The organism is Phenylobacterium sp. (assembly GCF_044372605.1).
Lineage (GTDB): Bacteria > Pseudomonadota > Alphaproteobacteria > Caulobacterales > Caulobacteraceae > Phenylobacterium.
In genome coordinates this window covers 1-13,314 of sequence record NZ_JBILRO010000074.1, presented here as the reverse complement: position 1 = coordinate 13,314, position 13,314 = coordinate 1, and the positions used below count along the sequence as shown (strand labels likewise).

The 13,314-nt window shown below is 65.1% G+C and carries 10 protein-coding genes; 8 read left to right on the top strand and 2 right to left on the bottom strand.

What is annotated here, in order from left to right:
* Positions 1–764: ribonuclease activity regulator RraA (locus ACIQ42_RS08245; RefSeq protein WP_397421719.1), on the bottom strand; the 764-nt coding region annotated here is incomplete at its 3' end.
* Positions 765–1,181: 417 nt separating this feature from the next.
* Here ACIQ42_RS08245 and ACIQ42_RS08240 point away from each other — a divergent pair.
* The 7 genes from ACIQ42_RS08240 to ACIQ42_RS08210 all read left to right on the top strand — a co-directional run bounded on the left by ACIQ42_RS08240 (position 1,182) and on the right by ACIQ42_RS08210 (position 11,162).
* The gene (locus ACIQ42_RS08240; RefSeq protein ID WP_397421718.1) at positions 1,182–3,920 is read left to right on the top strand and encodes a TonB-dependent receptor plug domain-containing protein; all 2,739 of its coding nucleotides are present in this window, start codon (positions 1,182–1,184) and stop codon (positions 3,918–3,920) included.
* A 25-nt stretch (positions 3,921–3,945) separates the two neighbouring features.
* A complete protein-coding gene (locus ACIQ42_RS08235) occupies positions 3,946–5,133 on the top strand; it encodes a mannonate dehydratase (RefSeq protein ID WP_397421717.1) in 1,188 nt (395 codons plus the stop codon).
* 51 nt (positions 5,134–5,184) lie between these two features.
* On the top strand, positions 5,185–6,756 hold the full coding sequence (locus tag ACIQ42_RS08230) for an IclR family transcriptional regulator (RefSeq protein WP_397421716.1): 1,572 nt from the start codon (positions 5,185–5,187) through the stop codon (positions 6,754–6,756).
* Between the two features lie 119 nt (positions 6,757–6,875).
* On the top strand, positions 6,876–8,177 hold the full coding sequence (locus tag ACIQ42_RS08225) for an MFS transporter (RefSeq protein WP_397421715.1): 1,302 nt from the start codon (positions 6,876–6,878) through the stop codon (positions 8,175–8,177).
* 84 nt (positions 8,178–8,261) lie between these two features.
* Positions 8,262–9,872 carry an aldehyde dehydrogenase (NADP(+)) gene (locus ACIQ42_RS08220; RefSeq protein ID WP_397421714.1) on the top strand — a complete coding sequence of 537 codons (1,611 nt, stop codon included), beginning with the start codon at positions 8,262–8,264 and terminating at the stop codon, positions 9,870–9,872.
* A 288-nt stretch (positions 9,873–10,160) separates the two neighbouring features.
* Positions 10,161–10,412, top strand: a complete 252-nt coding sequence (locus ACIQ42_RS08215; RefSeq protein ID WP_397421713.1) for a zinc-binding dehydrogenase — start codon at positions 10,161–10,163, stop codon at positions 10,410–10,412.
* A 51-nt stretch (positions 10,413–10,463) separates the two neighbouring features.
* Positions 10,464–11,162, top strand: a complete 699-nt coding sequence (locus ACIQ42_RS08210; protein ID WP_397421720.1) for an IS6 family transposase — start codon at positions 10,464–10,466, stop codon at positions 11,160–11,162.
* Positions 11,163–11,225: 63 nt separating this feature from the next.
* Here ACIQ42_RS08210 and ACIQ42_RS08205 read toward each other — a convergent pair whose 3' ends face one another.
* Complete coding sequence (locus tag ACIQ42_RS08205) at positions 11,226–11,480, bottom strand: hypothetical protein (protein ID WP_397421712.1); 255 nt, start codon at positions 11,478–11,480, stop codon at positions 11,226–11,228.
* 137 nt (positions 11,481–11,617) lie between these two features.
* Between ACIQ42_RS08205 and ACIQ42_RS08200 the strand changes: the two genes are divergently transcribed.
* A partial coding sequence (locus ACIQ42_RS08200) for a S8 family peptidase (protein WP_397421711.1) occupies positions 11,618–13,314 on the top strand: 1,697 nt, incomplete at its 3' end.

Below are 13,314 nucleotides of genomic sequence, written 5' to 3'. Positions count from 1 at the left end.
AAGGTGGTGATTTGAGCGGGGTCGGAGCCGGCCTGTTTCCAGGCCGCTAAATCGGCCCGGGTCTGCTCGTTTGGCGGATAGACGCCGTATAGGCCCTCGCCGTTGCGGACACGGGCGACGAGATACTCCTCGAAGATATCGCGCTGCTCTCCGACGTCGGCGATTTCCGCCGCGAGGCTCCTGGGGATCACGGTAATGCCGTCGCCGTCGCCGACAATGATATCGCCGGGATAGACCGCCACGTCGGCGCACGAGATCGGCGTCTGCAGGTCGGCGGTGCGGTGGAATGAGAGGCGCGTCGAGGCCGTGACCTGACGGGCATAGGCGGGGATGCCCATCTGGGCGATCTCGACCCCGTCGCGCAGTGCGCCGTCGGTAACAATGCCCGCCACGCCTCTCACCATCATGCGTGTGAGGAGGATGTTGCCGGCCGATGCGGCGCGGCAGTCATTACGGCTGTCGATGACCAGCACCTGGCCCGGGCCAATTGCCTCTGCGGCTTCCCATTGCAGATTGTCGGGCGTCGGATAGGGCTTGAGGGTCTCATAAGTGTCGAGGTCCTCGCGCGCGGGTATGAAGCGCATGGTGTAGGCCTCGCCCGCGAAACGCGCCTTGTCTGGATTGAGCGGCGTCAGGCCGACCAGGAAACATTGCTTGAGGCCGCGCCGGAACAGTTCCGTCGTCAAGGTGCCGCTCGAGATGCGAGACAGTCTTTCAATGACGCCCTCCGGCAAGGGAGTGAGCGGCGGCGCGATGCGATTCATGCTGTGACTTAGGCTCCTTGAATGAGGCGGCCGATTGCGTCCCGACCTTCTCACATTGTGATTAAACACTAGCCACAATTCGGGGGCGTCCTGCAAGCGTGAAACGTCACGCTTACGCTTCGCGAAGCGACGGTCCCCACAATATATCAATGAATACAATTACAAAACCGTTGTTAGCCGCGAGGGTCCGCTTCCGCCGCTGCCCGCCCAGATTGGCCTGTATCTATAATTCGAACCTCTCGCTGTGGCGTTAGCGCGCGGAAAAGCCCACGATGTAATAAAAATTGGATAGACGGCTCTCGGTATCGCGCTTATCGTCCACATAGTGATTAGACGCTGTCGTCCTTGCCCTGGGTCAAGGCCGCTTCAAGACGTGCACAAAGTTGGATCCACGCAGCGCGTGGTAGAGGGGAAGAAATGACGAGCAAGAGTGCGATCTTCGTGGGCGTGTCGGCCCTGGTTCTTTGCGCAGCCAACGCGGCCTGGGCCCAGACCGCCCCGGCGGTCAGCGCGGCCGTCGAGGAAATCGTCGTCACCGGCAGCCGCGTGTCCCGCGTGGGCTTCCAGGCGCCAACCCCGGTCACCGCCGTCAGCGCCGAACAGCTACGGCTGGCCAACCCAGGCAGCATCAGCGATGCCTTGCGTCAGCTGCCATCTCTCAGCGCGTCCACGGGCCCTCGCGGATCGAACGGCTCGGTCGGCGCCGGCGGGGCGTTTCTTAACCTGCGCCGGCTTGGCGCGCCACGCACCCTGACCCTGCTGGACGGGCGCCGTTTTGTCCCCAGCGGCAGCAACAGCACCATCGACACCGCGCTGTTTCCTCAGAACCTGATTTCCAGCGTCGAGGTAGTCACGGGCGGCGCCTCGGCGGCCTATGGCTCGGACGCCGTCGCCGGCGTGGTGAACTTCATCCTTGATAAGGACTACACCGGCTTCAAGGGCGAGGTCATGGGCGGCATCTCCAGCCGCAACGACAACGGCGAGGGGAAGATCAGCCTTGCCTATGGCGCCGACTTCGCCGAACGCGGCCACCTTCTGCTCAGCGTCGAAGCCTATAAGAGCGCTGGCGTCGATGATATACAGGATCGGCCGAATTACCGCCGGAGCTGCGAGGTCGTGCTAAACCCGGGCGGCACCACCGCCCGGACCTTCGCCTGCGACGTGCGGTCCTCCATCGCCAATTTCGCCGGCCTCATCTCGGCGGGCCCGCTCCGGGGTACGACGTTCGACACCAACAGCAACGCCATCCCCTACAATTTCGGCTCCTTGACCAGCGCGACGACACAGGTGGGCGGCGACGGCCCCTTGATCCAGTTCTTGCCGCTGCAGGTCCCCGCCCAGCGCGGTGTCTTCTTCGGCCGCAGCACCTGGGACTTCAACGACAACCTGCAGGGTTTCTTCGAGGCGAACTACGGATCGACGGAATACGTCTACCAGATCGGATCCTACAGCCAGGCGATCGCCTCGACGGCCCTGACGATTTTCAACGACAACGCCTACCTGACGCCGGTCTTCAAGGCGACGTTGGCTAGCCGCGGCGTGGCCAATTTCCGCCTCGGCAAGTACGACCGCATGCTGCCCCGCACCGAAATCCGGAACCTGAACGACACCCGTCGTTTCGTGGTCGGGCTCGAAGGTGATTTCCACGACTGGAAATGGCAGGCCCACGCAGGCCTAGGCCAGAACCGCCAAGGCCTGGATGCTCGCTACAACCAGCTCGCCGAGAACTATCAGCGCGCCTCCGACGCGGTGTTCAACGCGTCGGGCCAGATCGTCTGCCGGTCCACCCTGACCGCACCGGGCAACGGCTGCGTGCCTATCAATGCGCTGGGCGAACACGCGTACAGCGAAGCGGCGCTCAACTACATCACCGGCACCAGCTACACGACGGTGCAAACCAAACAGGACACAGCGGCCTTCACATTCGACGGCGAACCCCTGAATCTCCCGGCGGGCCCGGTCTCGCTGGCCGGCGGCTTCGAGTACCGCAAGGAGAGCATCCGGGCCAAGGCCGATCCGCGGTCGCTCGAGTTCAACGCCTTCTCCAACGCAACCGGCCCTTTCCGCGCTGGGAACTATCGTGACCAGGCCGGCAGCTTTGATGTCTACGAAGGGTTCGCCGAAACCGTCGTGCCGATCCTGAAAGATGTCCCGCTGGCCCAAGAGCTGGATTTTAACGGCGCGATCCGTCGCACCCGCTACTCCACCAGCGGCAGCGTCACGACCTGGAAGGCCGGCCTGGCCTATCGGCCGGTGAGCTTCCTGCGCTTCCGCGCCACCAAGTCCCGCGATATCCGCGCACCCAATATCACCGAACTGTTCAACTCGGGTTCCAGCGCGCGCACCCAGCAGTTCCTGGATCAATTTTATAATCCACCGCGCAACACGGTGAACATTCTCACCATCACCAACGGAAACCCCTACCTGAAGCCGGAAAAGGCCGATACGCTGACTATGGGCGTCGTCGTTTCGCCCACCTTCGCGCCCGGCCTGGATATCTCGGTCGATGGCTACGACATCACGATCGATGGGGCGATCGCTGCGGTCAGTGCATCCCAGTCGACGCTCGACTGCCGCAATGGGTCCACTGAAGCCTGTGCGCGAGCTATCCGCGATGCAGCCGGCAACGTGACCACGGCCTTCGCCGTGCCGGTCAACCAGCGCGAACTACGCTCAAAGGGCATCGATCTCGAAATCAGCTACCGGAAGGAGCTCAGCGAACTTTCGCCGTCCCTGCCGGGCCGGCTCGACCTGCGGTTCCTCGGCAACTATGTGCAGAAATCCTACAACGTGGCCCCTGGCGCGAAGATCGTCGATCGCACCGGCGACTCCTCCGAACCGGCCTGGCGCTGGGTGGCCTCTGCTTCCTACCGCAACGGGCCGCTGACGCTGTCGAGCCAGGCGCGGTACAGTGGGTCAGGGCCCTATGACAGCACCACCCTGGCCTCCGATCTGCCGCAGAAGGATATCGACGGCCAGGTCATCTTCGACGGCCGTGTGGCCTATGCCTTCAACGTTCTGGGCGGCGACTACACCGCCTACCTCAACGTCCAGAATATCGGCGACAAGCTGCCGCCCGCCTTCACCCCCTTTGGCGGCGAGAACTTCGATCCGATCGGCCGCTACTTCCGCGTCGGCCTGAATTTCGCCTACTAGATCGAACCCCGAGAGGAGCGCCGCCATGACCGATTTGAATCGTCGTCACCTACTGGGAGCCACGGGCGCCGGCGTCGCCATCAGTGCGATGGGCGGGGCAGGGAACGGGGCCCTGGCTCAGGCCCGGCGGCCGGCCGGGCCGCGCAAGCCCGTGCTGATGAAGCTCGGGACCCAAGAGCCCACTGACGTGCCTAACCTGATACGTTTTCAGCGCTACGGCGTTAAGAACGTGTGCGGCTGGTACACGATCGCCGACCCCAGGCGCCTCCACCCCACCGTCGACGAACTCAAGGCGGTGGTGGACCTTTGCGCCAAGTATGGCGTTCAAGTCGACCTGACAGACAGCCAGATCGGCCGCGGCGAAAAGTCGGCGGTCATGATGATGGGCTCGGGGGCGGAGCGTGACCGCGAGATCGAGGCGTTCCAGAACACAATCCGCAACTGCGCCGCGGCCGGCGTGCCCAGCATTAAGTACTATCTCTCCGTTCTGCCGATCATGCGGTCCGGCCTGGTCCCGGGCCGCGGCGACACGCTGTACAACAAGTGGAACTACGCGGAGGCCGTCGCCGACCCTTCCCGCGTGCTGGCTCTGCGCCTGAAAGACGCCGCCGGAACCTACGCCGAACGCGCCGGTCTGCCGTCGTCCTACAGCGCCGACCTAATGTGGGAGCGGATCACCTATTTCCTGAACCAGGTCGTCCCGGTCGCCAACGAGTACAAGGTGAAACTGGCCCAGCACCCGCACGACCCCGGCCTGCCCAAGGAAGGTTTCCTGCAGATCGCCAGCGTCCTGGCCAATGTCGATGGGCTCAAGCGCTTCATCAGCATCCAGGAGAGCCCGTATCACGGCCTGAACTTCTGCCAAGGCACCGTCTGCGAGATGCTCGAGAAGCCCGCCGAACAGATCAACGACGTCATCCGCTATTTCGGCAGCCGCAAGAAGATTTTCAATGTCCACTTCCGCAACATCCGCGGCGGAATGAGCAATAACGTCGCGGAAAACTTCCCCGACGACGGCGACATCGACATGGCCGGCGCGGTCGAGGCGTATCGTGAGGTCGGCTACGACGGCATGCTCTGCCCGGACCATATTCCGGTTCACCGCACCGTGGGCGGCCGCGAGGCCGTCGAGTCGGCTGAGGATCAATCCTGGGCATTCAACTACGGTTACATCCGCGCCCTGTTGCAGAGCGCGGCGAAGGCGCGCGCCTAAGCCGCGATCGAATGGCTCGCGGCGGGCGCTGCGAGTTGATAGATGACACGGATGAAGCCTGGTTCGCACGACTCTGCAGACATCCCTCGATCTGCCGCCTCCGGGACGCAGCTGCTGGACAAGGCGCTGGATCTGATCGACCTGGTCGCGGCCTCGGACCAGCGGCTGACGGCCAACGCGATCGCCCAGATGACCGGCCATCCCAAGCCGACCGTCTATCGGATCCTGGCCGCGCTCGTCCGGCGCGGGATGCTCGCCCTCGACCGCCGCGACCAGGCCTATGAGGTCGGGCTCCACTTCACCGAACTGTCGGCGACAATCGGCAAGAGCCACCGGCTGGTGACGCTGGCTGAAGACGAGCTGATCCGCCTGTCCGAACGCACCGGCGAGACCATCTCACTGGCGGTGCCAGAGCCGGACGCGGCGCGTATCGTCGGCCGTTACAGCATGGGCATCGAGAGCGTGAGCGAGACGGTGACGGGCGCTAAGCGGCCGTTTCACGCGACCTCCATCGGCAAGGCGATGTTGGCCTGGATGCCGCAGCCCGCGATCGACCGCTATGTGCGCCGTGGTGTGCTGCAGGCTCTGACGCCAAGGACGCTGGTCGACAAGGCCGCCCTGCTCGAGGATCTCCAGCTGATCCGTGCGCGCGGCTATGCTTTCGACGACGAAGAAATCATCGTCGGCGTCCGCTGCGTCGCGGCGCCCCTACTACGCGCTGACGGCGAAGTGGTCGGCGCGGTCAGCCTATCCGCCCCGGCCAACAGGATGCCGCCTGCGCGCGTGCGGGCCCTGGCCGCGGCCCTGTCGGAAGTGGCCGACGGCGTTATCCGGCGCCTACAGGGCTCGGCGGTCGTCGCGGGAATACAGAAGGACGTCAAATGTCTGCGTGAGGGCGGGCTGTTCCAGCCTGTGGCGATCGGCGTCGGCGGCGACATCCGCGTTGTCGATGCAGCCGCGCCGGCCATCCACACCCTGGACAGGGGGGGAACCCTGCTTACCAGCGAGCGGCTGCCGTTCATCCCGGTCTGCGCGGCCATCGACAGCGACGGCACGGTCCTGCTCGGCGAAGGCCGCAACCTGTACCTCTGGCAGCCTGCGGGGCCCAAGCTGCAGAAAACGTTCGACCTGACCGTGGCCGCCCTGGCCGACGATGGACAGGCGAGACTGTACGTCGCCCTGGGCGGACCGGCCGGGCGCATCGAAAACGTCGCGACGGGCAAAGCCATTATCGAAGCGGATTTCCCAATTCTGGCCCTGGCGGCAGAGGCGGGGCTGCTCGCCGTGCTGTATACGGACGGTCGCCTGCAGTTGCGTGAAGCTGTCGGCGGTGCGCTGGTGCGAGAGATCGGGCTGGACTCCACTCTGGGCCAACCGAGCTGTGTCGCCCTCGCGCACGACCGGGTTTGGGTTTCCGGGCCGGACATGTGGCGGGTGATGTCGTTCCCGCTGAAAGGCGGCGGCGCCCAGAACTTCACGATGCCGGAGGGGGGCATGACGGCATTAGCGGGCGGCCTGGACGGCATGCTGGCGGGCGGGTCGCATATGAACGCCGAGGTATCGGGCACCATGCCCGGACGGCCCGGCTCACTGTACGCCATCGCGCTCGCAGAGGACAAATGAAGTCAAATCGCGATATTCTAGGGGCAATAGCACTTATTTCGTAGTGCTAACCTCATAATGTGATATTTCAAGAGGGCCGACGCAGAGCGGCGCTGGAAGCATCGCGGGAGGCGGCCATCATGCCCACCATCAGTCGGGTGCCGGGTTGGCGGCGCTACTATGCGCTGGCGCTGATCACCTTCATCCTGACCCTCGCCACGGCGGACCGAGCCACGCTCTCGGTCGCCGGCCCCGACCTTTCCCGCGAAATCGGCATGTCGCCCGTCAAGATGGGCTGGCTTTTTTCGGCCTTCGCCTGGGCCTACGTCCTGGGCCAGGTGCCGGCGGGCTGGATCGCCGACCGGATCAGCGCCAAGACCGCCATGATGGCGGGACTGGTGCTGTGGTCCTGCGTGACGTTCTTCATGGGCGCCGCTGCGCACACGGCCGCGCCCTTCATCAGCCTGATGATCCTGCGGTTCATGCTGGGGCTGTTCGAATCCCCGGTCGGACCGGCCTCGGGACGCGTCATCGCCAACTGGTTTCCGTCCCGCGAACGGGGGACGGCTGGCTCGATCTTCAACAGCGCGCAGTATCTGTCGCTGTTTCTGTTCACGCCCTTAATGGCGTGGATCAATTATAAGTTCGGGTGGGAACACATCTTCACCGTCATGGGCGGGGTAGGGCTGATGGCGGCCGTGCTCTGGTGGCGAACCTTCCACACGCCCGTCGATCACCCGAAACTGTCTGCCGCTGAGCTCGACTACATCGAGGAGGGCGGGGCCCTTGTTGGCCGCAGGCCGGCGGGCGGCGAAAGGAACAAGGTGCGGTTCTCGGAGATCATGGGACTGTTCAAGTCTCGGATGCTCGTGGGCATTTTCATCGCGCAATACTGCATTAACGGCCTGACCTGGTTCTTCGTCTCCTGGTTCCCGACCTATCTGGTGACCGATCGCGGCTTTTCGATCCTCAATGCGGGTTTCGCCGCCAGTTTGCCGGCGATGTTCGGCTGCATCGGCGCCTACTCGTCGGGTTTCTTCAGCGACACGATCTTCCGCCGCACAGGTTCGCTCAGCCTCGGACGGAAAATCCCGATCACGATCGGCCTCCTGCTCAGCACCAGCATCATTTTGTGCAATTACGTCGACTCCGAGAATGTCGTCATCGCCCTCATGTGCGTGGCGCTGTTCGGCAAGGGTTTCGGGTCGCTGGGCTGGGCGATCATCGCCGACACGGCTCCGGTGCGGACTATTGGCATCACGGGCGGGGTCTTTAACTCGCTTGGCAATATCGCGGGCATCGTGACTCCGATCGTCATTGGCCATCTCGTCGCCAGCAAGGGCAACTTCGAATGGGCGCTGGTCTATGTAGGCTTGCATGGCCTCGTGGCCATCGCGAGTTATTGGATCATCGTCGGCCCGCTGCGGCGCTTGCCGGACTAAGCTGACCGAGAAAGTCATGATGTTGAACATGAGCCCGTCGGTCGCCGCAACGCGGTCGCCATCCACCTCCGATTGGCGGGCCGAATGATGCCGCTGACCGGAAAACTGCTGATCGGCTCACGCCTGGTCGCCGGGACGGACGCCGAGGTCCTTGCCTACAACCCCGCGGACGGCTCCACCCTGCAGCCGCCTTTCCTGGGCGCGAGCGCCGCCCAGACGGCTGAGGCCTGCGATCTGGCCTGGGCTGCCTTCGATTCCTTCAGGGACACCCGTTCGTCGGTCCGGGCCGATTTCCTCGACGCGATCGCCGAGAACATCCTGGGTCTGGGCGACGCCCTGATCGAGCGCGCCGCCGCCGAGACAGGTCTGCCCCCCGGCCGCCTCACCGGCGAGCGTGGACGCACCATCGGCCAACTGCGGCAGTTCGCCGAGCTGGTGCGCAGCGGCGACTGGATCGAAGCGCGCATCGACACGGCCATGCCCGACCGGCAACCGCTGGCGCGGTCCGATCTGCGGCAGCGCCAGATCGGGCTTGGTCCGGTCGCGGTCTTCGGCGCCAGCAATTTCCCGCTGGCCTTTTCCGTCGCCGGCGGGGACACGGCGGCCGCCCTGGCCGCCGGCTGCCCCGTCGTCGTCAAGGCCCACTCCGCGCACCTTGGAACATCCGAGCTGGTCGGGCGGGCAATCCAGGCTGCAGTCGCGCAGGCGGGACTGCATGAGGGCGTGTTCTCGATGCTTCTGGGCGCCGGCGTGGCGATCGGCCAGGCGCTGGCGTCGAATCCCGCGATCAAGGCGGTCGGGTTCACCGGTTCACGGGCCGGCGGCCTGGCGCTCATGGCCGCCGCGGCTTCCCGGCCGGAGCCGATCCCTGTCTATGCCGAAATGAGCAGCATCAATCCGATGGTGCTGCTGCCCGCCGCTCTCGCCGCGCGGCCGGTCGACATCGCGAACGGCTATGTTGCATCGCTTACTCTGGGTGCGGGCCAATTTTGCACGAACCCCGGACTGGTCCTGGCGGTCGACGGTCCAGGGTTTGACGCGTTCATCGAAGCCGCGCGCGCCAGTGTCACGGTCACCACGCCGGCGACGATGCTCACCGCCGCCATCCATCGCGAATTCACTTCCGGCTTAGCGAGACTGGCGGGGCATCCTGCGACGGAAACCTTGGCAAGTGGCGCGAAAGGCGGACCGAACCAGTCGCAGGCCCACCTCTTCAGCGTCCAGGCCTCGGACCTGATCGCCGACACTGCGCTTCAGGGCGAGGTTTTCGGCCCCGCCTCGGTTGTCGTGCGTTGCGCCTCGCTCGATGAGATGACGGCCGTACTGGAAAGCCTGGAAGGACAGCTAACTATCACGTTGCAAATCGAAGATCCGGATCTCGACACCGCTCGCGGCCTGCGTCCGATACTGGAACGCAAGGCCGGGCGAATCCTGATCAATGGCTATCCGACTGGTGTTGAGGTGTCACCCGCCATGGTGCACGGCGGCCCGTTCCCGGCGACGTCGGACGGCCGCAGTACGTCTGTCGGCACCTTGGCGATACGCCGGTTTCTACGGCCTGTTTGCTACCAGGACTTCCCACAGTCGCTGCTGCCCAGTGTGCTTACAGACAGTGACAGTCGTCATTTGGAGCGCCTGGTGGATGGCCGGCCCATGGCTGGGTCGCGTAACGGGGTAGACCTGCTTGTCGGCTAAGACGCCTGAGACTGCGGACCGATCGGTAACGACATCTCGCGTTTGACCGGGGTCGATTGCAGCACAATCGCGGGCCTGCGTGGGCCGAACGAGCGGCCATAGCGCCGCCTGTTTATTCGGATATCACTCCCAGGACGGCGCCGGGACGAAGCACGGATTTAAGCCGATGGGCGGCTGGCGCATTGGCAATACCATCGACGGCGCGCAGGCCGAGTACCTTCTGGTGCCGGACGCCATGACCAACCTTGCACCCAATCCGGACGGGCTCATTGATGAGCAGGTGCTGATGTGCCCAGACATCATGTCGACGGGCTTTTCCGGGCCGAGAGCGGACAGGTTCGCATCGGCGACACGGTGGCAGTCTTCGCCCAGGGGCCGATCGGACTTTGCGCCACTGCCCGGGCGCGTCTGATGGGTGCCACCACCGTTATCGGCGTGGAGTCGGTGCCCGAGCGGATGGCCATCGCCCGCCGGATGGGTGCCGACCACATCGTGGAGTTCACGAAAGGCGACGCGGTCGGCGAGGTGCTGGCAGTCTAACTGTAAAAGGTCTCCAGTTTGGCGCGTTTGGGTGCCGAAGCGGGGCTATTCGTGAAGCCGATCTCGTTCAAACGCCATCGGTTCCCGGCGGATGTGATCCGCCAGGCAGTATGGCTGTATTTCCGCTTCACGCTCAGCATTCGGGATGTCGAGGAACTGCTCTCCCAGCGCGGAATCGAAGTCAGCCGCGAGACGGTTCGATGCTGGGTTATCAAGTTTGGCCCGCTGATCGCGGCGAACTTGCGTCGGCGTCGTCAGCCGCCGACCGGCCGCTGGCATCTGGATGAGATGTACGTCCGCATCGGTGGCCGCAAGATGTGGCTCTGGCGGGCCGTCGATGATGAGGGCGAGGTTCTCGATGTCCTTGTCCAGAAGCGCCGGAACAAAGCAGCTGCGCTGAAGTTGTTGCGTCGGCTTTTGCGAAACCAGGGCCTTCACCCCGAGACGATCACGACCGACAAGCTGGCGTCTTACGGTGCCGCCGTCCGCGACCTAGGGCTGAAAGGCGTCCATCGACCGGGTGGGATGCAGGCCAACAATCGCGCTGAGAACAGCCACCTTCCGATCCGACGACGAGAGCGGAAACAGCAAAAATTCAAGTCGCAGGGCTCAGCCCAACGGTTCCTCTCTACCCACGCCGCCATCTACAACTGCTTCAACGTCCAGGAACATCTGATCCGCCGATCCACGCTACGGACGTTCCGGGCGGCGGCCCATCAGGCGTGGGCGGAAGCGGCCGTTGCCGCCTGATTGGGGATAGGGGAGGGCGGCTTGCGATCAGGCGGAGTTAACCTGCCAGTCCCCGTCCAGATCTCATCGCCGCTCGGTGTTCTGGCGCATGGACTGGACTCGCCGCGAGCGGATCTTCGAGGCGAACATCGGGCCGAACCAATTGACCCTAAGCCGCACCGTCTCATGGCAGATGTCGATGCCCCGCTCGAAGGCCAGGTATTCGACGTTGCGTAGTGACAGCGGGAATCGCACGTACAGCATTGCCACCATCTGGATCACCTCGGGCGACGAGTCGAACCAGCGGAACGGGTTGTTGGGCCTAGGATTGCAGGCCATCGGAGGCGGTTATCACGGCCGAACCGCCACGGTTTTTACCTGACAGCACGCCCTTGTCTATTCCATTCTCGCTCAGATTGTCCTTGCCTTCATTCCCAACCTGATGAGTAAATGCAGGGTCGCGCTGGGGGAAACTGATGCCTTTCGAATTGCTGCGAGCGGCTGCGGCCGTGAGTTCGGGCGGCCCCGTCGCGGGCCTGCCGCCGGGTATGCTCCGACTTTCCCTCGAGTATGCGCAGCCTGCAAACGTCGCGGTCGAACGGGCGCGCATCGCCGATCTCCTGGGGGCGAACGGCTTCGACCTGCAGGCCCTCGCGGAAGACGACACGATCCTGATCCTGCAGTTCCCGGGCGTGCTGCGCAAACAGTCGGCGACCTTCCTGTTCCGGGAGGCCGATTCCCTCGTCGATGCCCTAGGCCTGGTGTCGGCTACCCCCGACGTCGATCCGGGTTGGATCGGCGCCGACGAACTCGGCCGCGACGCCCCCGAGAGCGTGCCGGGCCTGGTGGCTGCAATCTGCGAATCTAATGCACCGAAACCGCATGATCCCCTTTGGGCGGTGAAGGCCGTGCGGGCCGACCAGGCTTGGGCGGCCCACGGCGCGTCGGGCGCGGGAATCCTAGTCGGGCAGCCCGATACCGGCGTGGCGACCCACGACGAACTCGTCGGCGGTGTGGATATCGCCAAGGGCGTGAACATCCTGACAGGCGGCGGGCCTCCCATCGATCCGCTGACCCACGCTGGCAACCCCGGACACGGCACCGCCACGTCGAGTTGCGTGACGAGCCGCACGGCCGGCCTGATCGCCGGCACCGCACCCGGCGCGATGATCGTCCCGGTGCGATGCGTTAACTTGGTGGTACTGAGTAGCGGCGCGGCGGTCGCGGCGGCGATCGACCATGCCCGAAACCAGGGCTGTCACGTAATCACCATGAGCCTCGGAGGCCCGGTGCCCTTCCCGGACCTGCGCAACGCCATCCGGCGCGCCGTGAAGGCCGGGATGATCGTTTTGGCCGCGGCCGGCAATTGCGTAGGGCTGGTGGTCTACCCGGCTTGGGACGATGACGTCATCGCGGTCGCGGGCGTCGACGAGCACGACCGGCGCTGGAAGGGCTCGAGCCATGGCTCGGCCGTGGACATCTCCGCCCCGGCCGAGAATGTCTTCGTCGCCCGCCGCTCCACCCCGACCGATCTCAACCTGGGCATGGTCCACCCGGGTCAGGGGACCTCCTTCGCCGTCGCCATCACGGCCGGCGTCGCAGCGCTGTGGTTGTCGCGTTTCGGGGTTGCAGCCGTCAGGAATCAAGCGAACAGCCATGGCTTGACGACGCAGACGCTCTTCCGCGCCGCGGTTCGCAAGACGGCGCGTAGGCCCGCCGGATGGCCTACAGACATGGGTGCCGGCGTCGTCGATGCGCTCGCGCTCCTGGACCTGCCTCTCGACCAGATCTTCCCGCCGCCGTCTCCGCCCGCGGGTCCGGGGGTGCCGCCGGCAGGCGGCCCGCTGTCCTCGCCCAGCCATCACCCATTGCGTCAGACGTTGGGACCGAACTTCGATTGGGCGCGGTTTGGCGCCGAGGCCGGCTTCCTCGCCCTTGACCGCGCGCAACGTGAGCAGGCCACCCGGCAGGCTGCCCTGGAGTCCCCCGTCGCGCCCCGGCCGTCGCCTGGCCTCGTCGCCGCCCTGCGCGCCGTCGAACTCGAAGTGACTTCAGTGCTGGGCGCGCCCGCTGTCGTCACCTCGCCCCTGACGCCTGCGCTCTCGCCGCGCCAGGCGATCCGAATCGTCGCCAGCTCCGGCCTCGTGCGAAGCGGTGGCGTCGAAAACGCCGG

Bases quoted from the DNA above. Each gene is read 5' to 3' on its own strand.
- ACIQ42_RS08220 (WP_397421714.1), top strand. From the start codon at position 8,262: ATGATGCCGCTGACCGGAAAACTGCTGATCGGCTCACGCCTGGTCGCC.
- ACIQ42_RS08225 (WP_397421715.1), top strand. From the start codon at position 6,876: ATGCCCACCATCAGTCGGGTGCCGGGTTGGCGGCGCTACTATGCGCTG.
- ACIQ42_RS08230 (WP_397421716.1), top strand. From the start codon at position 5,185: ATGAAGCCTGGTTCGCACGACTCTGCAGACATCCCTCGATCTGCCGCC.
- ACIQ42_RS08235 (WP_397421717.1), top strand. From the start codon at position 3,946: ATGACCGATTTGAATCGTCGTCACCTACTGGGAGCCACGGGCGCCGGC.
- ACIQ42_RS08240 (WP_397421718.1), top strand. From the start codon at position 1,182: ATGACGAGCAAGAGTGCGATCTTCGTGGGCGTGTCGGCCCTGGTTCTT.
- ACIQ42_RS08205 (WP_397421712.1), bottom strand. From the start codon at position 11,480: ATGGCCTGCAATCCTAGGCCCAACAACCCGTTCCGCTGGTTCGACTCG.